20 protein-coding genes and 1 other RNA gene are annotated in these 21,898 nt (G+C 66.3%); 17 read left to right on the top strand and 4 right to left on the bottom strand.

The genetic code is table 11. The features are described from left to right. Positions 1 to 39: 39 nt before the first annotated feature. The 3 genes from AC07M9_RS09665 (at position 40) to AC07M9_RS09655 (ending at position 2,506) form a co-directional block, all read left to right on the top strand. Positions 40 to 345: a PepSY domain-containing protein gene (locus AC07M9_RS09665; protein ID WP_494883913.1), complete on the top strand. Its 306-nt coding sequence runs from the start codon at positions 40 to 42 to the stop codon at positions 343 to 345. A gap of 102 nt (positions 346 to 447) precedes the next feature. Beyond that, positions 448 to 1,125: a response regulator transcription factor gene (locus AC07M9_RS09660; protein WP_007684487.1), complete on the top strand. Its 678-nt coding sequence runs from the start codon at positions 448 to 450 to the stop codon at positions 1,123 to 1,125. 64 nt (positions 1,126 to 1,189) lie between these two features. After that, the gene (locus AC07M9_RS09655; RefSeq protein ID WP_494883912.1) at positions 1,190 to 2,506 is read left to right on the top strand and encodes a sensor histidine kinase; all 1,317 of its coding nucleotides are present in this window, start codon (positions 1,190 to 1,192) and stop codon (positions 2,504 to 2,506) included. Here the strand turns inward: AC07M9_RS09655 and AC07M9_RS09650 are convergent. Further along, complete coding sequence (locus AC07M9_RS09650) at positions 2,498 to 3,178, bottom strand: hypothetical protein (RefSeq protein WP_494883312.1); 681 nt, start codon at positions 3,176 to 3,178, stop codon at positions 2,498 to 2,500. The two genes, AC07M9_RS09655 and AC07M9_RS09650, sit on opposite strands and share 9 nt — an antisense overlap. A gap of 66 nt (positions 3,179 to 3,244) precedes the next feature. Between AC07M9_RS09650 and AC07M9_RS09645 the strand changes: the two genes are divergently transcribed. After that, positions 3,245 to 3,448: a hypothetical protein gene (locus AC07M9_RS09645; protein WP_494883310.1), complete on the top strand. Its 204-nt coding sequence runs from the start codon at positions 3,245 to 3,247 to the stop codon at positions 3,446 to 3,448. A gap of 38 nt (positions 3,449 to 3,486) precedes the next feature. Here AC07M9_RS09645 and AC07M9_RS09640 read toward each other — a convergent pair whose 3' ends face one another. Continuing rightward, the gene (locus AC07M9_RS09640; protein ID WP_494883308.1) at positions 3,487 to 3,801 is read right to left on the bottom strand and encodes a chorismate mutase; all 315 of its coding nucleotides are present in this window, start codon (positions 3,799 to 3,801) and stop codon (positions 3,487 to 3,489) included. A gap of 107 nt (positions 3,802 to 3,908) precedes the next feature. On the opposite strand from AC07M9_RS09640, the gene AC07M9_RS09635 reads away from it, so the two are divergent. Beyond that, positions 3,909 to 4,925, top strand: coding sequence for a polyprenyl synthetase family protein (locus AC07M9_RS09635; RefSeq protein WP_494883306.1), 1,017 nt, complete (start codon positions 3,909 to 3,911; stop codon positions 4,923 to 4,925). Positions 4,926 to 5,043: 118 nt separating this feature from the next. Next, positions 5,044 to 5,805, top strand: coding sequence for an energy transducer TonB family protein (locus AC07M9_RS09630; RefSeq protein ID WP_494883304.1), 762 nt, complete (start codon positions 5,044 to 5,046; stop codon positions 5,803 to 5,805). 35 nt (positions 5,806 to 5,840) lie between these two features. On the opposite strand, the gene AC07M9_RS09625 is transcribed toward AC07M9_RS09630, so the two are convergent. Further along, positions 5,841 to 7,766 carry a putative bifunctional diguanylate cyclase/phosphodiesterase gene (locus AC07M9_RS09625; protein ID WP_494883302.1) on the bottom strand — a complete coding sequence of 642 codons (1,926 nt, stop codon included), beginning with the start codon at positions 7,764 to 7,766 and terminating at the stop codon, positions 5,841 to 5,843. A gap of 210 nt (positions 7,767 to 7,976) precedes the next feature. Between AC07M9_RS09625 and hrpB the strand changes: the two genes are divergently transcribed. The 8 genes from hrpB to AC07M9_RS09585 all read left to right on the top strand — a co-directional run bounded on the left by hrpB (position 7,977) and on the right by AC07M9_RS09585 (position 19,130). Then, positions 7,977 to 10,427, top strand: a complete 2,451-nt coding sequence (gene hrpB, locus AC07M9_RS09620) for an ATP-dependent helicase HrpB (RefSeq protein ID WP_494883300.1) — start codon at positions 7,977 to 7,979, stop codon at positions 10,425 to 10,427. A gap of 43 nt (positions 10,428 to 10,470) precedes the next feature. After that, the gene (locus AC07M9_RS09615; protein WP_494883298.1) at positions 10,471 to 10,749 is read left to right on the top strand and encodes an ETC complex I subunit; all 279 of its coding nucleotides are present in this window, start codon (positions 10,471 to 10,473) and stop codon (positions 10,747 to 10,749) included. Between the two features lie 217 nt (positions 10,750 to 10,966). Next, positions 10,967 to 11,061: signal recognition particle sRNA small type (gene ffs / locus AC07M9_RS09610), an RNA gene on the top strand. 108 nt (positions 11,062 to 11,169) lie between these two features. After that, entirely contained in the window at positions 11,170 to 13,068 is a 1,899-nt protein-coding gene (locus AC07M9_RS09605; protein WP_494883296.1) for a DNA polymerase III subunit gamma/tau, read from the top strand. 1 nt (position 13,069) lies between these two features. Further along, positions 13,070 to 13,405 (top strand): YbaB/EbfC family nucleoid-associated protein, encoded by a 336-nt coding sequence (locus AC07M9_RS09600; protein ID WP_494883294.1) that lies wholly within the window; start codon positions 13,070 to 13,072, stop codon positions 13,403 to 13,405. A 308-nt stretch (positions 13,406 to 13,713) separates the two neighbouring features. Then, on the top strand, positions 13,714 to 16,062 hold the full coding sequence (gene lon, locus AC07M9_RS09595; RefSeq protein ID WP_494883911.1) for an endopeptidase La: 2,349 nt from the start codon (positions 13,714 to 13,716) through the stop codon (positions 16,060 to 16,062). A gap of 618 nt (positions 16,063 to 16,680) precedes the next feature. Beyond that, positions 16,681 to 17,988 carry a DUF418 domain-containing protein gene (locus tag AC07M9_RS09590; protein ID WP_494883292.1) on the top strand — a complete coding sequence of 436 codons (1,308 nt, stop codon included), beginning with the start codon at positions 16,681 to 16,683 and terminating at the stop codon, positions 17,986 to 17,988. Between the two features lie 116 nt (positions 17,989 to 18,104). Further along, a complete protein-coding gene (locus AC07M9_RS09585) occupies positions 18,105 to 19,130 on the top strand; it encodes an aspartate-semialdehyde dehydrogenase (RefSeq protein WP_494883290.1) in 1,026 nt (341 codons plus the stop codon). A gap of 34 nt (positions 19,131 to 19,164) precedes the next feature. Here AC07M9_RS09585 and AC07M9_RS09580 read toward each other — a convergent pair whose 3' ends face one another. Beyond that, positions 19,165 to 19,404 (bottom strand): hypothetical protein, encoded by a 240-nt coding sequence (locus AC07M9_RS09580; protein ID WP_494883288.1) that lies wholly within the window; start codon positions 19,402 to 19,404, stop codon positions 19,165 to 19,167. 181 nt (positions 19,405 to 19,585) lie between these two features. Here AC07M9_RS09580 and AC07M9_RS09575 point away from each other — a divergent pair, with 181 nt between their 5' ends. The 3 genes from AC07M9_RS09575 (at position 19,586) to AC07M9_RS09565 (ending at position 21,845) form a co-directional block, all read left to right on the top strand. Next, a complete protein-coding gene (locus AC07M9_RS09575; RefSeq protein ID WP_494883287.1) occupies positions 19,586 to 20,032 on the top strand; it encodes a GFA family protein in 447 nt (148 codons plus the stop codon). A 20-nt stretch (positions 20,033 to 20,052) separates the two neighbouring features. Further along, entirely contained in the window at positions 20,053 to 20,811 is a 759-nt protein-coding gene (locus tag AC07M9_RS09570; protein ID WP_494883285.1) for an alpha/beta fold hydrolase, read from the top strand. A 98-nt stretch (positions 20,812 to 20,909) separates the two neighbouring features. After that, on the top strand, positions 20,910 to 21,845 hold the full coding sequence (locus AC07M9_RS09565; RefSeq protein WP_494883283.1) for a hypothetical protein: 936 nt from the start codon (positions 20,910 to 20,912) through the stop codon (positions 21,843 to 21,845). Positions 21,846 to 21,898: the final 53 nt, after the last annotated feature.

Raw genomic sequence — 21,898 nt, 5'->3', positions numbered from 1 at the left:
GGCTTGTTCAACGCTGCGGAATTAGGCACCGATGCCGTGATGAAATGGTTTTCCCTTCCGCTCGCCGCTCTTGCGGTGCTTCCCGTCCTGACGATCGCTCTGCCCGTTCACGCGGACAACGGCGGCGATCAGGGCGAAGCGCGCAGGGAACGCAAGGCCGGCAACATCCTGTCGATCCGCCAGATCGAGCAGATCGTCCTCCCCAGGATGGCGGGAAAGCAGTATCTGGGGCCGGATTATGACCCCGCCGCAATGGCTTACCGCCTGAAGTTCATCCAGGACGGCAAGGTCTATTTCGTCGATGTCGATGCCCGGACCGGCCGGATCATCGGGCAAAGCCGATAAGGTTCACCCAGCCGCACCATGGGAACCTCGGGGGTTTCCGTTGCTTGACCCCCGCAGGCTTTCGCCCCATCTCAGCCTGGTTCACAGAGGGAGGACCTTAAATTGCGCATCCTGATCGTCGAGGATGAGCCCACCCTGGGCAACCAGCTCAAGACCACGCTGGAGCAGAACGGCTACGCCGTGGACCTCTCCACCGATGGCGAGGACGGGCACTTCCTCGGCTCGACCGAAGACTACGACGCGGTGATCCTCGACCTCGGCCTGCCCGAGATCGACGGGCTGACCGTGCTGGGCATGTGGCGCCGCGAGGGCCGGACGTTCCCGGTGCTGGTCCTTACCGCGCGCGACAGCTGGTCCGACAAGGTCGCCGGCCTCGACGCCGGCGCCGACGACTATCTCGCCAAGCCCTTCCAGACCGAGGAGCTGATCGCCCGCCTGCGCGCGCTGATCCGCCGCGCCTCGGGCAACACCTCGAGCGAACTGACCGCCGGCGGCGTCCGCCTCGATACCCGCTCGGGCCGCGTCACCCTGGCCGGGGAGCCGGTCAAGCTGACCGCGCAGGAATACAAGCTGCTGTCCTACCTCATGCACCACAAGGGCAAGGTGGTCAGCCGCACCGAACTGATCGAGCATATCTACGATCAGGATTTCGACCGCGATTCGAATACGATCGAGGTCTTCGTCACGCGCATCCGCAAGAAGCTGGGTGCCGATGTCATCACGACGATCCGCGGCCTTGGCTACAGTCTCGACGATCCCGCCGAACCCGGTCGCGGCTGAGCCCGCCATAACCGTGACCGCGCCAGCGAGCAGGCCGGCTTCGACCGGCTCGCTGGCGCGGCGCATGATGCTGATCGCGGCGGGGTGGATTTCCTTCCTCCTGCTTGCGGGCGGCCTTGCGCTCGACCATACCGTCACCGGCATCGTCACGCGCAACTTCGACGATGGTCTGAGCTATGTCCTGACCGGCATGATCGGCTCGGCCGAGATCGGCCCGGACGGCGAGGTGTTCTTCGTGCGTCCGCTTGGCGACCAGCGTTTTCTGGAACCGAACTCCGGCCTGTACTGGCAGGTCCGCGCCAAGGGGCACGAGGACTGGCCATCGCGCTCGCTATGGGATCGCAGCCTCGCCGTGCCCGAAGGCCATTTCGACGCCCACCCGCACGTCTACGACAGCGATCAGTTCCCGGGTGAGCCGCTGCGGGTGATGGAGCGCTCGATCATCCTGCCGGGCAGCGATGCCCAGTGGATGTTCACTGTCGCGGTGAGCCGCAAGGAAGTGAACGAGCAGATCAAGATGATCCGCTCGATCCTGGTCTACAGCTTTCTCGCGCTCGGCTTCGGGCTGATGCTGATGTCGGGGATGCAGACCTGGTACGGCCTGTTCCCGCTGCGACACGTGCGCCGCGCCATCCAGAAGCTGCGCGCCACCGGCGCCTCGCGCGTCACGGACCCTCTCCCGCGCGAAGTCGAGCCGCTGGTCGACGAGCTCAACATGCTGCTTGCCCATACCGAACGGCAGGCGGAGGAGGCGCGCACCCATGCCGGCAATCTCGCCCATGCGCTCAAGACCCCGCTGACCGTGGTGATGAACGCCGCGACCGCCAAGGCGCCCGACCTTGCCGATACCGTCATCCGCGAGGCGGCGGTGATGCGCCGGCAGGTCGACCACCACCTCGCGCGGGCGAGGGCGGTCGGCCGCCGCGCGGTGGGCATGTCGCGCGCCGAGATCTGGCCCAGCCTCGAGGCGGTGCTGCGCGCGGTCGAGCGGCTCTATACCCAGGCCCGCCTCGACCTCGACGGCAACCGCGAGGTGACCGTCGCGGTCGAGAAACAGGACCTTGAGGAAATCCTGGGCAACCTGATCGAGAACTCGGCGAAGTACGGCGGGGGCAGCGTGTTCGTGACCGTCGATGCCGGGTCCGACCCGCGCTTCTGCGAAATCTGGATCGAGGACGACGGGCTGGGCATCCCCGAGGCCGAGCGCGTGCGCATCTTCGACCGCGGCGCGCGGCTCGACACCGGCAAGCCCGGCACCGGCCTCGGCCTTGCCATCGTGCGCGACGTGGCCGAAATCTATGGCGGCACCGTCGAACTGGGCGAAAGCGAGGATCTGGGCGGCCTGCTGGTCAGGCTGAGGTTGCCGCGGATTTCAGCTTGAGTGGGCGTTGATGGCGAGCGTTCGTCGCTTGGCGGACAGTTCCGCCTGCCGTGCCCGCAGCTCCTGATATCGTGGCTTGACGATAGCCATCAGGGCTACTGCCGGAGAATTGATTATGGAAGCATGGCGCTCATAGATGCCTGCCTCCCACTCTTTTAGAACTGAATTGTACACCGCGATGTGGGCCAAGGCGTCAATGATGGCTTGAGGAACATCGTGTTCGTCGAGAAGGTCCAGGTTGTTGACGATGATTTCCTCAAGTTTCTGATTCATGGGGTGGAATACATGGCGCATCCAATGTCGCCAGGTTTCCTTCTCCTTTTCCGTGGTCGTGAATTCTGACGTGAAATAGGTTCTTTGCCCGTGGGCTGGCCAGTGCGTCTTGGTGAAGGCTGCCCAAGCGCTCTGGGATGCGAGGAGCCGCGCATAGAGCGGCCCATAAAACATCCGCAGCCGCTGATTGACGAGTGCCAGTTCGGCCTTGCGAGCGTCCTGATGGCGACCATGCATGTAGGTGAACGCCCAGCCACCGGCGGCGATGCAGACGGTTACCAACAACGGAAGGAAGGGATTCATCATCGGCTCCTGTATCACCTCGTTCTGCCGCGGAGGGCATGACGGCGACGGCATCATTGTGCCGTAGGGCAGGTTCGATACAAGGGTGGAAATCATGGTAGCGGGCGTTGCGAAAACCGCCGACAGTCATCATGTGCCCGGTTCCAACACCCAGGAGTTTCCATGTCCAAGCCTATCAACGTCCCGCTGACCTCGGACGAGATCGAAATGCTGGTCGACGCGCTCGAGGTCGATCTGGAAGGCTATCTCGAATCCGCCAAGGAAGCGCGCGGCAACAACAACCGCGAAGACGTGAAGACCTTCACCGAAGCGGCGACGCGCATCCAGACGCTGATGGCGCGCCTGCAGGATTTCGTGGAAGAGTGATGTAGCTTCCTCCCCGAGCTCGCTCGGGGAGGAACGAATTACGCCCCGTTCTTCGCCCGCTCGTGGTGGCGGATTACTTCGTCGATGATGAAGCGGATGAACTTCTCGCCGAAGTCCGGATCGAGATGGGCGTCTTCGGCCAGTGCGCGCAGGCGGGCGATCTGGCGTTCCTCGCGGCCGGGGTCCGAGGCGGGCAGGGCGGTCTTCGCCTTGTACTCGCCCACGGCCTTGGTGATCCGGAACCGCTCTGCGAGCATGTGGATCAGGGCGGCGTCGATGTTGTCGATGCTCGCCCGAAAGCCGGCGAGGACCGGATCGGATACCGGCGTCTGAGGGGAAGGGGCCTGGGTCATGGGCCCGCCCGCTAGCATGCCTGCGGCGTCTCTTCCAGTCGGCTCGATCCAACGCTTCGTGGCAATTGCACTTGCGTTGCGGACGGCTTGCCCCCAAACGCGGGCCGATGAGTGCAGATGTCGTCGCCCTGCGTTCCCGCAGGCCCCAGCCTTCCCTTGCTCCCATGCTGGCGCTTACCGCTGCCGGCATGAACAGCGTCAACGCCGTCATTCTCGACCGCATGCAGAGCGAAATTCCGCTGATACCTGCGCTCGCAGGGCACCTGATATCGGGCGGCGGCAAGCGCATGCGGCCGATGCTGATGGTCGCGGCGGCCGAGCTGTGCGGCTATCAGGGCGCACGCCACCACCGGCTGGCGGCCGCCGTCGAGTTCCTCCACACCGCCACGCTGCTCCACGACGACGTGGTCGACGGATCGGACATGCGGCGCGGCAAGGCCGCCGCCAACATCGTCTTTGGCAATCCCGCGACGGTGCTGGTGGGCGACTTCCTGTTCACCCGCGCCTTCGAACTCATGGTCGAGGACGGCAGCCTCAAGGTCCTCAAGATCTTCTCCAAGGCCAGCTCGATCATCGCCGAGGGCGAGGTCGACCAGCTGACCGCGCAGCGCCGGATCGAGACGAGCGAGGAGCACTACCTCCAGATCATCGGCTCCAAGACCGCAGCGCTGTTCGCCGCGGCCACCCGTATTCCCGCGATCGTGGCGGAGAAGAGCGAAGCCGAGGAACTCGCGCTCGATGCCTTCGGTCGGAACCTAGGCATCGCCTTCCAGCTCGTCGACGACGCGATCGATTACGATTCGGAAAGCAGCGAATCGGGCAAGGACAAGGGCGACGACTTCCGCGAGGGCAAGATGACCCTGCCGGTGATTCTCGCCTATGCGCGCGGCGATGCCGAGGAGCGCAAGTTCTGGGAGGATGCCATCGCCGGCTTCCGCACCGAGGACGAGGACCTGGCGCACGCGGTCACGCTCATCAATCGCCACGGCTGCGTCGAAGCGACCCGCGAACGCGCGCGGCTCTATGCCCAGCGCGCGATCGATGCGATCGCCGGATTCCCGGCGGGCGAGGCGCGCAACGCCATGGCCGAGGCGGTCGAGTTCGCGGTCGCGCGGCGCTACTGATGCTATGAGCGGCGCCGCGAAATCCGCCTGGGGCGGATTTCTGGCCCAGACGATTGCGACAGTCTGAAACAAAGCCGTAATTGCGGCGCGAGCCTGGCTCGACTATTGAAGCGCCGCCATGCCCTCCGATGCCGATCGGGCAGTCACGGGCTACCAGCCCGGCTCGCCCCGCCAACGCCTGATCTCGACGCTGCTTTCCGCGGCGATCATCATCATTGCCCTGCTGATCGCGATCTACCAGACGACGGTGGCACCGGCGCTGAAGAAGGCGAACAACCCCGTCACCTTCGACATCCCCGGTGAGGACGCGGACAGCGGTGCCAAGGCGCCCGAAAAGGCCAAGCAGGCCGCCAAGGCGGACAAGGAACAGCCCAAGCAGGCCGAAGTGAGGATCGAGGCTCCGGTCCCGCCCGTCGAGGTGCCCACGCCCGCCGAAAAGCCCGCGTTCTCCTTCCTCAAGGTGTCCCGCGCCGAGATGGCGGCGGCCGACATCGGTGCGATGAAGCGGTCGGGCAACGGCGATGCGAAGCCCGGGGGGGGCAACAGCGGCTCGACCTACGGGCCGGGTGACGGACCGGGCGGCGCCACGCTCTACAATGCCGACTGGTTCAGGGAGCCTACCGATGCGCAGCTCGGCGGCTACCTGCCCGAAAAGCGCCCGCCCGAAGGCTGGGGCATGATCGCCTGCCAGACGATGGACCATTACCGGGTCGACAACTGCCAGATCCTCGGCGAGTCGCCGCGCGGTTCGGGCTTCGGCCGCGCGGTTCTCAACGCAGCCTGGCAGTTCCAGGTGCTGCCGCCGCGTATCAACGGCAAGCCGCAGATCGGCGAATGGGTGCGCATCCGCATCGACTACGGCGGACGCCGCGAGGGCTGACGTCGTCCCGGATTTGATCGGGACCGAGCTTGAAGTCAGCCAGCCGCGCTCCACGCCGCCGCGCCGGGGTGCTCCAGCCGTGTGAGCAGCTCGTCGAGGGCCATGGGCCGGGCGATGAAGAAGCCCTGCGCCAGCGAGAAGCCCGCGAGCCGGGCGCTGATAAGCTGGTTCTCGGTTTCGATCCCCTCGATCACGCATTCCAGCGAAAGCGAGCGGGCGAGGTGGCGGATCGCGGTGATGAGCCGGCGCCCCGCGGCTTCGTCCAGCCGGGTCGCGAAACTGCGGTCGATCTTGACCATGTCGAGCGGCAGCTGGTGGAGCGAGGACAGGCTGGAATACCCCGTGCCGAAATCGTCCAGCGCGATGCGCATGCCGGTTTCGCGCAGGCGTTCAAGCGCGGCGCTGGCCTTGTCCATCTCGGCGATGAGCGAGGATTCGGTGATCTCGATCAGCAGTCGCCTGGGATCACACCCGGATGCGGCGACGCGGGCGAGCAGGGCGTCGATGGTCCCGATGTTGCCGATGTCGTTGCCGGACAGGTTGAACGACACGCGCAGCGGGGCGGGCAGCCTGGCCAGCCCTTCCAGCGCCTTGTCCAGCAGGGTCAGCGTGACCTCCCGCGCTCTCCCGAGGCGCTCCGATGACGCGATCAGCAGTTCGGGAGCGATGTCGCCAAGGCGCGGCGAGTGCCAGCGCGCAAGACACTCGACCCCGATCGCATCGAGATCCTCAGTCGCGACGATCGGCTGGAAGACCAGCGCGAGTTCCTTGTCGAGGTCCGCGCCCTGCAGAGCGGCGTCGATCGCCTGTTCGGTGCGGATGAGGCGTTCGAGCTTTTCCGAGAACTGCACGCACTGGCCGCGCTTGTGGTTCTTGGCGTGGTAGAGCGCGAAGTCGGCGCGGTCGTACAGCAGGTCGGCGCTGGTGGCGGTCTCGGGGTAGACGGCAAGGCCCGCCGAACAGCCCACCGACACCAGGATATCCCCGATGCGCGCCGGCTCGCGGATGGCCTTGCACAGTTCGTTGGCCACGCGTTCCGCATGCGCCGGGCCGCCCATCACGATCAGTCCGAACTCGTCGCCGCCGAGCCGCGCGACGATGGTGTCTCCCGGGCACTGGCTCATCATGCGTCCGCCGATGATCTGGAGCAGCCGGTCGCCGTGGGCGTGGCCATGGGTGTCGTTGACCGGCTTGAAGCGGTCGAGGTCGATCAGCCCGACGCTGAACACGTCGTTCGCTCCGGAACGCTCGAGGAGGTTTTCCAGCGTCGCGAAGAAGTAGCGCCGGTTGGGCATGCCCGTCAGCGGGTCGGTCTGGGCAAGGCGGGCGTTTTCCTCGCCCAGCACCTGGGCCTGGCGGCGCTCGACATGCAGGTCGCGCTGCGAGGTTTCCAGTTCGACGAAGGAGCGGTACGAATCGCGCAGGATCTTGAGGATCACCATGGCCACGAGGACGATGTTGCAGGCGATCGCGATCAGCACCTCGGTGCCGATCCAGAACGAATAGGCGAGGAAGGTGCCCAGCACGATCACGCTGACCGCCAGCGCGGCCAGCGGCAGGAAACTGAGGCAGAACACGCATCCCAGCACCGTCACCGATACGAAGACCGCGACGTGGCCATGTTCGTAGGGACCGCCGTACTGGTCCAGCCAGAGGGACCACCCGACGAAGGCGGGCGCCATCAGCACCGCGACGATGACGGTGCGCGACATGCTGCGTTTCGCGTGCTCGGGGTTCAACTCGGCCGCAACGACCGGGCGCATCCACGTCATCATGCGGATCATGCAGGCGGAAATCAGGATTGCCGGGAAAGTGTAGACCAGCAGTGCGGGGGCCAGTCCGCGGTGCGTGAACGCCAGGACGGCGGCGTTGATCGACAAAAGTCCGTACATCGGCGGTATGTGCTCACGCAGTCGCAGGTACTGGGCGACGCTGAGAGGATACTGGCCTGCGCGGTGCATTCGGCGGAAATCTGCAAATAGTTGAAGGAACAGCGTGGAGAGGTCTGTTATTGATGACAAGTCTTTAGGAAGGATGGATGAAGCGCGGAGATTGATCCAGTCTGGAGATAACCGACCGCAAATCGGCCTCGCCCCGACGCTTTTTGCAAGCAATCTGTGTGCCTTGCATCGGGCTTTCCTTGAGCGGGCCGTCGTTCTAGGGCTACCCGCGTGAGCACGCTTCCCATTCACGCCGTCCTCCCGGACCTGCTGGGCGCCCTGCGCGAAAATACGGGCGCCGTGCTGATTGCCCCGCCGGGTGCGGGCAAGACGACCGCGCTGGCGCCCGCGCTGCTCGGCGAACCCTGGTGCAGCGGCACCGTCATCCTGCTCAGCCCCCGCCGTGTCGCCGCGCGCGCCGCCGCCGAACGCATGGCCGAGCAGCTGGGCGAGCAGGCGGGCGGCACGATCGGCTACGTCACCCGCCTCGACGTCAAGCGGACAGCCCGCACCCGCGTGCTGGTGATGACCGAGGCGATCTTCGTCGCGACGATCCTGAACGATCCCGATCTGGAGGGAGTTTCCGCCGTCCTGTTCGACGAGGCGCACGAACGCCACCTCGACAGCGACCTCGGCCTCGCCCTCGCGATCGAGAGCCGCGCGGTGCTGCGCGAGGACCTGCGGATCGTGGTCATGTCGGCCACCATCGACGGTACCCGTTTCGCGCGCCTGCTGGGAGAGGGGACGCCGGTGATCGAGAGCGCCGGCAAAGCCTGGCCGCTGGACCTGCGCTGGCTGGGCCACGCGCCCGACCGGCGGATCGAGGACGCCATGACCTCCGCGCTCCTGACCGCGTGGCGCGAACAGACGGGCGACGTGCTCGCCTTCCTGCCCGGCGTGCGCGAGATCGAGCGGGTGGCCGAAGCGCTGGCGCAGAAGCTCCCCGCGGCGCTGGTGCTGCCTCTCCACGGCCAGTGCGAACCCGGCGCCCAGCGCGCCGCCATCCGCCGTGATGAAGGCCGCCGCCGCATCGTTCTGGCCACCGCGATCGCCGAGACCTCGCTGACGCTCGACGGCGTCTCCGTGGTGGTCGACGCCGGCCTCTCGCGCCGGGCGGAGTTCGACAAGGCGGCAGGCGTCACCCGCCTCGTCACCCACCGCGCCAGCCGCGCCTCTGCTGCCCAGCGCGCCGGCCGCGCCGCACGCCAAGGGCCGGGCGTGGCCTATCGCCTCTGGGAGGAGGCTGCTCACGCTGGCCGCCCGGAGTTCGACCCACCGGAAATGCTCACCAGCGACCTCGCGCCGCTGACCCTGACGCTGGCGCAGTGGGGCGCGGGCGATCCGGCGGCGATGGCCTGGCTCGATCCGCCGCCGGTTCCCGCGCTGGATGCCGCGCGCAAGGGGCTTGCGCAGCTCGGCGCGCTCGATGGGGAAGGGCGGATCACCCTGTTCGGGCGCAAAGTCGCCGGCCTGCCGATGGACCCGGCGCAGGCGGCGATGATCCTGCGCGCGAGCGAGCAGGGCGCGGGCGAGGTCGCGGCGCGGCTGGCCCTGCTGCTGCAGGAACGCGGCCTCGGCGGTCGCAGCGACGACCTCGCGCAGCGACTCTCACGCTGGGATGCGGATCGATCCTCTCGTGCGCAGGCCTCGCGCAAGCTCGTAGCGGGATGGGCGCGGCGGGCGCAGGGACTGGTTTCGACGCCGCGCGAGGCCGAGGACATTCCGCCCGGCGTGCTCCTGGCGCTCGGCCGCCCCGACATGCTGGCCCGCCGCCGCGACCGTTCGGGCGAGAACTGGCTTAGCGCCGGGGGCAGGGGCTACGTGCTCGACCCGGCCTCGCCGCTCGCTTCGCGCGAATGGCTGGTGATCGGCGACGCGCAGGGGCAGGCCAGGGGCGCGCGCATCCTCTCGGGCGCCTCGCTGGAGCAGGCAGAGGTGGAGGCCTGGCTGTCGGGTGCGGCCGAGCGGCGCACGGTGCTCCGCTGGAACGAGGAGGACGCCCGCGTCGAGGCGCGGCTCGAACGCCGGCTCGGCGCGATCACGCTCGCCACGGGTCCCGACCCGTCGCCCGATCCCGAGGCGATCCGGGCGTTCCTGATCGAGCGTATCCGCGCCAAAGGCCTGTCGATGGTGCCGCTGGGCAGGGGCGCGCAGGCGCTGCTGCGCCGCGCGCGCTATGCCGGGATCGCTGCGCTTTCCGACGAGGCGCTGCTGGCCGACCTCGAGCAATGGCTGGGCCCGCTGCTCGGTCGCCGCCTGGACGCACTGGACGGGGCGGCGGTGTCGCAGGCACTGCGCAATCGGCTCGACTGGGACGCCCAGCAGGCGCTCGAAAAGCTGGCGCCGCCCGAGTTCCGCAGCCCGGCAGGCACCAGCCACGCGATCGACTACGAGGACGAGGGTGGCCCCTCGGTCGAAGTGCGCGTGCAGGCCCTGTTCGGGCTCGACCGGCACCCGGGCTTCGGCCAGCCCGCGCAGCCGCTGCTGCTCAAGCTGACCTCGCCCGCCGGCAGCCCGATCCAGACCACGCGCGACCTGCCGGGCTTCTGGCGCGGCTCGTGGCGCGACGTGCAGCGCGACATGAAAGGCCGCTACCCGCGCCACCGCTGGCCGGACGAACCGTGGACCGAGGACCCCAGCCTCAAGACTCGCAATGCGTTCGAGCGCAGCCGCAAGGCGTGATTCGCGCTTGATTTCGGCTGCGATTCGGGGGCAAGGCACGGGCATGAGCGCACGCATCTATCAACGCCCGAAGAACGCCATGCAGTCCGGCAAGGCGCTGCTCGACCAGTGGACCCTCGAGTTCACGCCGGCCGAGGCGAAGAAGCCCGACCCGCTGATGGGCTGGGCCGGCTCGGGCGACATGCAGCAGCAGGTCGTCCTGCGGTTTCCGACCGTCGACGAAGCCAGGGCCTACGCGGAACGCTACGGCATCGAGGTCGAGGTCCACACCACCCCGCCGCGCCGCCTCAAGATCCAGGCCTACGCCGACAACTTCCGCTGAAACGCTCCACCTGAAGGTCGCCGTCGTCCCCGCGAACGCGGGGACTGCTGGAGCGACTTCAGGCCTACCCTCGCCGACAGCCCTTCTCAGGCCCGCGTCTTGCCGATAGATGAGCGCGGCCCGCCCGGCGGTACCGCCTTCGCGGGGACGACGGAATTCTCTAAACCCCTCTTGCCTGACCCCTTGCAATCGCGGCAAACCCTCGGCATATGCGCGGCCGGGAGTCGGGTGGGCGTTTGCGTCCGCCAACTTGGTCAGGTCCGGAAGGAAGCAGCCACAACGGGTTGCGGCGGGTCACCCGGCTCCTTTTTCACTACATTCGGTAATTCTCCGGTCTTCTCGCCCTTTGCAGCGCGAAGGCTGTGGAGGACGGTGCTTTTTCCCTGACATTCCCCGGCCCAGGCCCTAGTTTGGGCGACGATGGACGATTCACGCGACATGTTCGGCGACACGCCTCCCTGGGACGACGAAGACGAGGACCAGGACACGCCCGATGCTGCCGAACTCGAGACAGCGGGGCAGCAGTCGATGTTCGGTGCGCCGGAGCCCGAGGCGCCCGAACCGGAAGCCGCGCCTACCGCCGCCGAACTCGAAGCGGCAGGCCAGTCGGCGATGTTCGCCGCGCCTGCTCCCGAGCCGGCCAAGGCCGCGTCCGCGCCCAAGGCCGCTGCTGCGCCAGCTCCGGCTGCCGCCCAGCCCTACCGCGTGCTCGCGCGCAAGTACCGCCCGCAGACCTTCGCCGAACTGATCGGCCAGGAGGCGATGGTCCAGACGCTGGCCAATGCGATCAAGCGCGACCGGCTCGCTCATGCCTTCCTTATGACTGGCGTGCGCGGGGTCGGCAAGACCTCGACCGCGCGGCTGATTGCCAAGGCCCTCAACTGCATCGGCCCGGACGGGCAGGGCGGTCCGACCATCGACCCCTGCGGCAAGTGCGAGCCCTGCATCGCCATTGTCGAGGGCCGCCACATCGACGTGATCGAGATGGACGCCGCCAGCCACACCGGCGTCGACGACGTGCGCGAGATCATCGAGGCGGTACGCTATTCAGCCGTCTCGGCGCGCTACAAGATCTACATCATCGACGAAGTTCACATGCTGTCCCGCAATGCTTTCAATGCCTTGCTCAAGACTCTTGAGGAACCGCCCGCGCATGTGAAGTTCCTCTTCGCGACCACCGAAGTCGACAAGCTGCCGGTCACGGTGCTTTCGCGCTGCCAGCGTTTCGACCTGCGCCGCATCCCTGCGCCGATGCTCGCCGGGCACTTCGCGCATGTCTGCCGCCAGGAAGGCGTGGAGGCCGAGGACGAGGCGCTGGCCATGGTCGCCGCCGCCGCCGAAGGTTCGGTGCGCGACGGGCTCTCGATCCTCGACCAGGCGATCGCCCACGCCGACCTCGATGGCGAGGGCCAGGTCAGCGCCGACAAGGTGCGCGACATGCTCGGTCTGTCGGACAAGACCATCCAGCGCACGCTGGTCGCCGCGATCCTCGAAGGGCGCGGACCGGACCTGCTCGACATCGTCGCGCGCCAGTTCGCGCTCGGCGTCGAGCCGATCGCGATGATGCGCGGGCTGATGGACCTGACGCACCGCATCGCCGTCGCTCAGGTCGCCGGCAACGCCGCCGACGCCCACACCACCGAGGAGCGCGAGGCGATCGAGGGCTGGGCCAGGTCCCTGCGCGCCGGCCAGCTTCACCGTCTGTGGCAGCTGCTGCTCAAGGGCCACGACGAAGTGAAGTCCGCGCCCGACCCGCTGGTGGCGGCGCAGATGGCCTTGCTGCGGATCATGCACGCCTCCGACATGCCCGATCCCGGCGCGTTGGTGCGCAAGCTGGAAGAGATCGCGGCGCGCGCTCCGGCGGCGCCTGCTGCCCATGAAGGCGGGGCCGTTCCGAGCGCGCCGTCCGCCTCCGCCCCGGCCGCGATCACGCCGCGCTGGGAAGCGCTGGTCGACGACGTCGAGCATAACGGCGAGCTGTCCACCGCCAACACCATGCGCATGCAGGTGCGCGTGGTCGAACTGGCGCCGGGCCTGCTGCGTTACAGCCAGCCGCCGGCCTTCAAGGAGGACGTCGCCGCCATCGTGCGCGCCGGGCTCCAGAAAGCCACCGGCGAGCGTTGGCAGGTCGAGCGGGTGGAAGCAGAGGGCGCGCCCACGCTCGTCGAGATCGCCGAAGCGAAGAAGACCGCCGATACCGAGGCGCTGCGCACCTCGCCGCTGGTCGAGGCGACGCTGGCGGCTTTCCCCGGCGCCGAATTGATCGAAGATGACCGGCCAGCCGCGATCGGCGGCGGTCAGCGTAACTGGAGACGTTGAGATGAAGTCGATGGAAGAGATGATCCAGGCCGCGCAAGCTGCCGCCGAGACCATCCAGAAGCAGATGAACGAAACCCAGGGCAAGCTCGACCAGATGGAAGTCGAGGGGCTTTCCGGCGGCGGTCTCGTCAAGATTCGCTGCTCGGCCAAGGGCCGCGTCATCGGCGTGGCGATCGACGACAGCCTGATGCAGCCCAGCGAAAAGGGCATGCTCGAAGACCTGATCGCCGCCGCCTACAACGACGCGCGCGTCAAGGCGGACTCGGTTGCCAACGAGGAACTCGCCAAGGCGCAGTCGGGCATGGGTCTGCCGCCGGGCTTCAAGCTGCCGTTCTGAGGCCGTTTTCGTTGTCCCCGGTCAAGCCGGGGACGACACGTCGATTCCGGTGCGGATTGCGCCCGGAAACCTCCGCCACGGATCATGCCGCCGCTGCGCCGGCATGTCTGCGGGCGTAAGGACAAGATGCAGGGCCGGGGGCTTCCCACAGGCTTTCGCCAGCAAAAGATTGCAAGGCGGCGTGAAGACCCCATATCGTCCGCCAAGAGCCGGGGCGGCTGTATGCAGTCCTCCGTGCGTGATGATTGGATATTGCTTTGAACCTGCTTCCGCTTCTCCCCTTGCGTGACATCGTCGTCTTCCCGGGCATGGTCGTGCCCCTGTTCGTCGGCCGCGAGAAATCCGTGGCCGCGCTCGAAGCGGCGATGGCAGGGGACAAGGACATCTTCCTGCTCGCGCAGCTGGACCCTGGCTGCGACGATCCCGACCGCGACGACCTGTACGAGACCGGCGTGGTCGCCAGCGTGCTCCAGTTGCTGAAGCTGCCGGATGGCACCGTGCGCGTGCTGGTCGAAGGCCAGGACCGCGCCCGCCTCGAAACCCTGCGCTCCGAAACCACCGACGACGGCGAGATGCTGGTTGCGGGCGTGGAAATGCTCGATCCGATCGAGGCCGAGGGCACCGAAGTCTCGGCGATGATGCGTACAGTCGTCGACCAGTTCGGCGAATATGCCAAGCTCAACAAGAAGCTGAGCCAGGATGCCGGCGAACAACTCGGCGACATCGAGGATGCGGCCAAGCTGGCCGATACCGTGGCTGCGCAGCTTTCCGCCAAGGTATCCGACAAGCAGGCGGTGCTGTCCGAGCCCGATCCGCTCAAGCGGCTGGAAATGGTCTATTCCTTCATGGAAGGCGAACTCGGCGTCCTGCAGGTCGAGCGCAAGATCCGGGGCCGCGTGAAGCGGCAGATGGAGAAGACCCAGCGCGAGTACTACCTCAACGAACAGCTCAAGGCGATCCAGTCCGAGCTGGGCGGCGGCGAGGGCGAGGAGGCCAACGAGCTTCAGGAACTGGCCGAACGGATCGAGAAGACCCGCCTGTCCAAGGAAGCGCGCGAGAAGGCCGTCGGCGAGCTCAAGAAGCTCAAGTCGATGCAGCCGATGAGCGCCGAGGCGACCGTCATCCGCAACTACCTCGACGTGCTGCTGGGCCTGCCATGGGGCAAGAAGAGCAAGCTCAAGCGCGATATTTCGACCGCGCAGGACGTGCTCGACGCCGATCATTACGCGCTCGACAAGGTCAAGGACCGCATCATCGAGTATCTGGCGGTGCAGGCGCGCACCAACAAGCTGAAGGGCCCGATCCTGTGCCTCGTCGGCCCGCCGGGCGTCGGCAAGACGTCGCTGGGCAAGTCGATCGCCAAGGCTACCGGGCGCGAGTTCATCCGCCAGTCGCTGGGCGGCGTGCGCGACGAGGCCGAGATCCGCGGTCACCGCCGCACCTACATCGGCTCGCTGCCGGGCAAGATCGTCACCAACCTGCGCAAGGCCGGCAAGTCGAACCCGCTGTTCCTCCTCGACGAGATCGACAAGCTGGGCCAGGATTTCCGCGGCGATCCGGCATCGGCGCTGCTCGAAGTGCTCGATCCGGAACAGAACGCCAAGTTCCAGGACCACTACCTCGAACTCGACATTGACCTGTCGGACGTCATGTTCGTGTGCACGGCGAACAGCCTGAACCTGCCGCAGCCGCTGCTCGACCGCATGGAGATCATCCGCCTGGAGGGCTACACCGAGGACGAGAAGGTCGAGATCGCCGAGCGGCACCTGGTCGCCAAGCAGGTGGAGGCGCATGGTCTCAAGAAGGGCGAATTCACGCTGACGCAGGAAGGCCTGCGCGACCTGATCCGCTACTACACCCGCGAAGCCGGCGTCCGTACGCTGGAGCGCGAGATCGCGCGGCTGGCGCGCAAGTCGTTGCGCCAGATCCTCGAAGGCAAGGCCACCGAAGTCGTCATCACCGGCGAAAACCTCGCCGACTACGCCGGGGTGCGCAAGTTCCGCCATGGCATGGGCGAGGAAGAGCACCAGGTCGGCGCGGTGACCGGTCTCGCCTGGACCGAAGTTGGCGGCGAACTGCTGACGATCGAGGCCGTGACCGTGCCCGGCAAGGGCACCATCAAGGCGACCGGGAAGCTGGGCGAAGTGATGAACGAGTCGATCCAGACCGCGTTCAGCTTCGTGCGTGCCCGCTCGCCCGCCTATGGCATCAAGCCGAGCGTCTTCAACAAGAAGGACATCCACGTCCACATGCCCGAAGGCGCGGTGCCCAAGGACGGTCCTTCGGCGGGTGTCGGCATGGTCACCTCGATCATCTCGACGCTGACCGGCATTCCGGTGCGCAAGGACATCGCCATGACCGGTGAAGTCACGCTGCGCGGCCGGGTGCTGCCGATCGGCGGGCTCAAGGAGAAACTGCTCGCGGCGCTGCGCGGCGGTATCACCACCGTGCTGATACCGGAGGAGAACCGCAAGGATCTCGCCGAAATCCCCGAGAACGTAAAGCAGGGGCTGGAGATCATCCCGGTCGCCCATGTCGACGAGGTACTCGCCAAGGCGCTCACCGAACCGCTCACGGCAATCGAATGGACCGAGGCTGACGAACTGGCCGCCGCGCCTCCGCCGCACACATCCGCGACGGGCGCGACCGCGCATTGACCGGCATTTCGGACCGAGCCGCGTTGCTGCCTCGACAATAAGCGAGGGCGTCGGTGATCCGGCGCCCTTTCGCTTAGAGCGATCCGAATGGGGCCTCGTGCGGCAGGGCCGTGGCCGGTTGTCACTATCCGAGGCTGTGCGCGCCGGGCGATGCGGCATCGCTGCGAGGACCGCCGCTAGGCGACGATCCGGCCCTTTGCCGACTTTGGCGGGCACTGCGTGACCACGGTCGCGATGATGCAAGGCTTCGATGGGGCATGACGGCGGGCTTTGGAAGAACGGAGAGGTCGTTCTGCCGATGAAGCGCGGGGAATGCCGGTCCCGGGCACGTGCCAGCGGATAGCTCCCGCATACCGATGAGTGACCAGCCGCCGCAATATGGCAAGCCCGTGCGGTGACCGCGCATCAATTGTCTTTGAGAATGCTGGTAAAATCACCGTATGTCGGTCAGCGGATGATATTCGAATAACAACATAACTTGTCATGGATTCGGAACTACAGGAAATTGACGGGTCAACGATCGGCGCGTAGTCTTCTTGCGATAACTTGTGAGGGGCAGGCACGGTGGGAGAAGCGATAAGTCTCGGTCCGGTTAGTGGGCGTGCGCGCATAGACGTCATGGACGTGCTGCGCGGGGTCGCGATCCTGGGCATTCTCTTCATGAACATCCCTTTCATGGGCACGGTCGTGACATCATGGATGGACGACGTGCGCCGCCTCTCGTGGACGCCTGCGGATCAGGCGACCTGGGCGACGATCCAGATCTTCTGGGACGGCACCCAGCGCGGCCTGTTCGAGCTCCTGTTCGGCGCCGGCATGATGGTGCTGACGGCCAAAGCCATGCGGCCGGAGGACCCGGTCGCCGTGGCGGACCTGTACTATCGCCGCAACCTGCTGCTGATCGCGTTTGGCCTCATCGACATCTTCGTGATCGCCTGGATCGGCGACATCCTCCTCGCCTACGGTCTGGCGGCTTTGTTCCTGTTCCCGTTCCGCAAGGCGCCGCCCAAGGTCCTCCTGGCGCTGGGACTGGGGTTCGCCGCATTCATGGCGGTTGGCGGCGGCTTCGAATACCACGATCGGATCGAGAAGATTCAGACCGTACAGGCGCTCGAGAAGAAGCAGGCGGGCGGCGCCAAGCTTGGCGACAAGGACAAGAAGACCCTGTCTGAATGGCAGGAGAAGCGCGATGCGCATGACCTTTCCAAGCCGCTGAGCAAGAAGGCGCAGACCATGGTCGACGAGGAGCGCAAGGCTCACGCCGCCGGGCCGTTCGCATTCGTGATGTATTCCTGGGGCGTGTGGAACAAGATCTTCGGCGCCGGCGGAGGTACTTTCTTCACCGTGCTCGAGGCGGTCTGCGGCATGTTCATAGGCATGGCGCTGTGGAAGTGGGGCGTCATCCAGGGCGGGAAATCGGCGCGGTTCTATGCCGTCACTGCGGTCGCCGCCTATGGGGTGGGCTGCGGGCTCAGGGCCTGGGCCGTGGCGGAGATGTTCACTTTCACGCTGGACCCCAAGTCCGGCTGGATCACCCATGAGTTCGCCCGGCTGGCGGTGACGCTGGGCCACGTCGCGCTGTTCAACCTGCTGATGAAGACGGTCGCGGGGCGGCAGGTACTGGCGCCGTTCAAGGCGGTGGGACGCATGGCCTTCTCGATCTATGTGCTGACCAGCCTGGTCACGCTGTGGTTCGTCTTCGCGCCCTGGGGCCTCGACTTATGGGCCAGGTTCGGCTGGGCCCAACTCGCGCTCACGGCGGCGGTGATCGACGTGTTCATGCTGGTCTTCGCGAACCTGTGGCTGCGTTACTTCCTGTGCGGGCCGCTGGAGTGGGCGTGGCGTTCGCTGGCGTACTGGAAACGCCAGCCGTTCGTGCGCCATCCCGCCGAGCCCGCGACACCGGGAGCGCTGGCGCCTGCCTGAGGGCAGGGGGCGCTTGCCCTCGATGTAGTCTGGCTGTAATCCGCCGCCTTCACATTGGGCGTTCCCGGCCGCTCGCCCGCGCGAGCCCCGCCGGGCGCTGCTGGAAGGATTGTCTCATGGGTTATCGCGTTGTCGTCGTCGGGGCGACCGGAAATGTCGGCCGCGAGATCCTGAACACCATGGCCGAGCGTGAATTTCCGGCGGACGAGATCGCGGTGCTGGCCTCGTCGCGCTCGATCGGGGTCGAGATCGAATACGGTGACACCAACCGCATGCTCAAGGTCAAGAACCTCGAGCATTTCGATTTCACCGGGTGGGACATCGCTCTGTTCGCCGCAGGCTCGGAAGCCACCAAGGTTTATGCGCCCAAGGCCGCGTCGCAGGGCTGCGTAGTGATCGACAACTCCTCGCTCTACCGGATGGACCCCGACGTGCCGCTGATCGTGCCCGAGGTGAACCCTGATGCGATCGCCGGTTACACCGCGCGCAACATCATCGCCAATCCCAACTGCTCGACCGCGCAGATGGTCGTCGCGCTCAAGCCGCTGCACGACAAGGCGACGATCAAGCGCGTGGTCGTCTCGACCTACCAGTCGGTTTCCGGCGCCGGCAAGGACGGCATGGACGAGCTGTTCGAGCAGAGCCGCGCGATATTCGTGGGCGACTCGGTCGAACCGCGCAAGTTCACCAAGCAGATCGCCTTCAACGTGATCCCGCACATCGACGTCTTCCTCGACGATGGCTCCACCAAGGAAGAGTGGAAGATGGTGGTCGAGACCAAGAAGATCCTCGATCCCAGGATCAAGGTGCAGGCGACCTGCGTGCGCGTGCCGGTCTTCGTCGGCCATTCGGAATCGCTGAACATCGAGTTCGAGAACGAGATTTCCGCCATCGAGGCACAGGACATCCTGCGCGAGGCGCCCGGCGTTATGCTCGTCGACAAGCGCGAGGATGGCGGATACGTCACCCCAGTCGAAGCCGTGGGCGACGGTGCCACCTACGTCAGCCGCGTTCGCGAGGACCCGACGGTCGAGAACGGCCTGGCACTGTGGTGCGTGTCCGACAACCTGCGCAAGGGCGCGGCGCTCAACGCGGTGCAGATCGCCGAACTGCTGGGACGGCTCCACCTCAAGAAGGGGTGAGGCGCGCCTCGCCGGGCCATTCGGGCGAGGATCCTCAAGTGCGCGACGCGAAGGCCTTCATCTGGGCATAGGCCGCATCGCGTGCTTCTTCGTCCAGCGAAAGCAGATAGCGCGCGGCATCGCGGTAAGTGAGGAAATCCCTGCCGTCCGCGACGATCGGGGTGGTGCGTCCGTTGCACAGGCGCTGCAGCAGGCGCCGCTGCTGCCTGCCGAGCCTGGGGCGGCCGTCCGCTGCCGTCTGTTCTTCCGATGCCATCGCGCCGTCATCGCCCATCTTCGGACCTGCCGCCAGTCTTGCGTGACCAGATTCCGCGCAGGGCGCTGCGGGCGGGCACGCGCCATTACGGCGTAAACGGCATCTGTGCCACTGGTCTATCCGCCAACCGGTTCGCGCCGAGGGAACGCCGGCGCGATCTCGGGGTTGGTTGCTGGGCGGGTTTGATTAGGATCGCGTCATGAGCATCAGTCTGTCCGGCGGCTGCCAGTGCGGCCGCGTCCGGTATACGGCCGAGGTGGAGCCCGAGGCGGCCTACCTCTGTCACTGCAAGATGTGTCGCAGGGCGACCGGCGGCGTCTCCATCGCTTACACCAACGTGACGCGAGACGCGCTCGAATGGCATACCGAACCGGACTGGTATCAGTCCTCGGCGATCGGGCACCGCCCGTTCTGCTCGCATTGCGGGACGCCGCTGGGCTTCGCGTTCCTGGACGGCGAAGGCAACATCGACCTGACCATCGGCAGCTTCGACGATCCCACGCCGTTCCGGCCGAGCAAGAATTACGCGACCGAAAGCATGTTGACCGCCTGGACCGATGTGCGGCACTTGCCCGGCATGACCAGCGGCGAGAATCCCAACGTGGTGAAACGCTGGGAGGAGGCCGGCCTGGAACCGCCCGAGTGACGATAGCGAGCGAGATTGCTTTGAGTGATGTGACTACGGAATTCGTCGAGGGCTTCGGCGGCGCAAAACTGGCCGTTCACCGAATGGGAGAGACCTCGGGACGGCCGCTTGTCCTGCTCCATGGCCTGTTTTCCAGCGCCGAGGTGAACTGGATCAAGTTCGGCAACGCGAAGATCCTCGCAGATGCAGGCTTCGAGGTCATCATGCCCGACTTGCGCGCCCACGGGCAGAGCGAGGGGCCGCACGATCCGGCGGCCTATCCGTCCGACGTGCTGGTGCAGGATCTCAAGGCCGTCATCGCCGCGCACGGACTTTCCGACTACGATCTGGGCGGTTTCTCGCTCGGATCGCGCACGGCGGTGCGCGGTGTGCTGGCAGGGCTCGCGCCGCGCCGGCTGGTCTTGGGGGGCATGGGGCTCAGCGGGCTGTCGGGCTGGGCCCGGCGCAGTGCGCACTTCGTGGACGCCATCGACCGCTTCGGTTCGATCGAGCGGGGCGACAAGGCCTTCGTGGCGCAGGCCTTCATGAAGACAATGAAGATCGACCGGGTCGCCGCGCGCCTGCTGCTGGGCTCGGTGGACGACACACCCCCCGACGCCATCGCCCGCGTCACCATGCCGACGCTGTGCGTGTGCGGCGCGGACGACCACGACAACGGCTCGGCTCCCGAACTTGCCGCCGCATTGCCGGACGGCAGGTATGCCGAAACGCCGGGCAACCATATGTCTTCGGTTACTTTCAAGGACATGGGCCGGGCGATCGCGGAGTTTCTGGCCTGAAACCAGGGCGGCCAGGCGCCACATACCGATTGCGCGTGACGCTCGCCGGGGCTATCCCGTCGCGGCGCATGCACCAGGGCTTTCCGGGGGGATTTTGAGTGGCGACTATCGTACGGCATCCGGCGGTAAAAGATTACATCACGTATTTGACGCTCGATGAGATTGCCGCTCGCCCCAAAGGCGTCATGGACCTGTTCGAGGACGGGACGCTGGTCATCATCAAGGACTATCGCCTTCCCTTCAATTCGGCGGCGATCGAGGCGCTGGATGACCGGATCGACGACATCAGCGACATCAAGATCCGCAAAAAGCTCAAGAAGCTCGAGGCGACCAACTTCTTCGTCGGAACGCCGCCTACGGTGGTCGACCGGGGGGATGGCAAAGGCGAGACGCTGCAATTCGAAAGCCCGCTGCGGCAGGCCATGTTCGATACGCTGTGCCGCGGAGATCGCCGCATTTTCGAGCAGGCGCACTCCGCCCTGGGCATCGCGCACGATGAGTTGACCCGAATTTTCGGTCTGTGTTTTCCCAACTACAAGCCGACGCGCCTCATATCGAGCCTGCGGCTGACCGAGACCCTGTTCGAAAACCTTCATTGGGACAATCACGGGATCAATGATGATTTTCATCAGGCCCGGATTTTCTGCAATCTGGACAGCCGCAAGCGCATCTGGAACGTCAGCCATCGTTCGATAGAATACCTGGAATCCATCTATCACGAGCATGATCTTGGCCGGTTCGCCGGTGGCGATCCCAACGTGATGCTACACTACGTCGCGCGGGAAATCTTCGGCGGCATGGCGGATATCTGGAAGGACAATCGCCCCCGGCACAGCGTGGCGTTCGATCCCGGCGAAGTGTGGCTGGGCGAATCCCGGATGATTTCGCATCAGATCTGGTCCGGCCAGCGCGCCATGGTCTATATGTGGTTCGTCGACCTGAACACGATGGACGAGCCCCGCAAGCGCTTCAACGCGCGGGTCGAGGACCTGCACGAGCGCATGCAGAATATGCCGGTCGAACAGGTCGCGTAAGGCGGGATGAGTGCCGGGCGCGGGGCGTTCGGCACTGCGGGGCAGCGGAAACG

The sequence above is a fragment of the Novosphingobium sp. GW821-FHT09E05 genome (assembly GCF_059416165.1).
The sequence above is the reverse complement of the archived record's forward strand: the minus strand, read 5'-3'. Positions and strand labels throughout refer to the sequence as shown.

Bases quoted from the DNA above. Each gene is read 5' to 3' on its own strand.
- AC07M9_RS09665 (WP_494883913.1), top strand. From the start codon at position 40: ATGAAATGGTTTTCCCTTCCGCTCGCCGCTCTTGCGGTGCTTCCCGTC.
- AC07M9_RS09655 (WP_494883912.1), top strand. From the start codon at position 1,190: ATGATGCTGATCGCGGCGGGGTGGATTTCCTTCCTCCTGCTTGCGGGC.
- AC07M9_RS09650 (WP_494883312.1), bottom strand. From the start codon at position 3,178: ATGATTTCCACCCTTGTATCGAACCTGCCCTACGGCACAATGATGCCG.
- AC07M9_RS09645 (WP_494883310.1), top strand. From the start codon at position 3,245: ATGTCCAAGCCTATCAACGTCCCGCTGACCTCGGACGAGATCGAAATG.
- AC07M9_RS09640 (WP_494883308.1), bottom strand. From the start codon at position 3,801: ATGACCCAGGCCCCTTCCCCTCAGACGCCGGTATCCGATCCGGTCCTC.
- AC07M9_RS09635 (WP_494883306.1), top strand. From the start codon at position 3,909: ATGAGTGCAGATGTCGTCGCCCTGCGTTCCCGCAGGCCCCAGCCTTCC.
- AC07M9_RS09630 (WP_494883304.1), top strand. From the start codon at position 5,044: ATGCCCTCCGATGCCGATCGGGCAGTCACGGGCTACCAGCCCGGCTCG.
- AC07M9_RS09625 (WP_494883302.1), bottom strand. From the start codon at position 7,766: ATGCACCGCGCAGGCCAGTATCCTCTCAGCGTCGCCCAGTACCTGCGA.
- AC07M9_RS09615 (WP_494883298.1), top strand. From the start codon at position 10,471: ATGAGCGCACGCATCTATCAACGCCCGAAGAACGCCATGCAGTCCGGC.
- AC07M9_RS09605 (WP_494883296.1), top strand. From the start codon at position 11,170: ATGGACGATTCACGCGACATGTTCGGCGACACGCCTCCCTGGGACGAC.
- AC07M9_RS09600 (WP_494883294.1), top strand. From the start codon at position 13,070: ATGAAGTCGATGGAAGAGATGATCCAGGCCGCGCAAGCTGCCGCCGAG.
- lon (WP_494883911.1), top strand. From the start codon at position 13,714: ATGGTCGTGCCCCTGTTCGTCGGCCGCGAGAAATCCGTGGCCGCGCTC.
- AC07M9_RS09590 (WP_494883292.1), top strand. From the start codon at position 16,681: ATGGACGTGCTGCGCGGGGTCGCGATCCTGGGCATTCTCTTCATGAAC.
- AC07M9_RS09585 (WP_494883290.1), top strand. From the start codon at position 18,105: ATGGGTTATCGCGTTGTCGTCGTCGGGGCGACCGGAAATGTCGGCCGC.
- AC07M9_RS09580 (WP_494883288.1), bottom strand. From the start codon at position 19,404: ATGGGCGATGACGGCGCGATGGCATCGGAAGAACAGACGGCAGCGGAC.
- AC07M9_RS09575 (WP_494883287.1), top strand. From the start codon at position 19,586: ATGAGCATCAGTCTGTCCGGCGGCTGCCAGTGCGGCCGCGTCCGGTAT.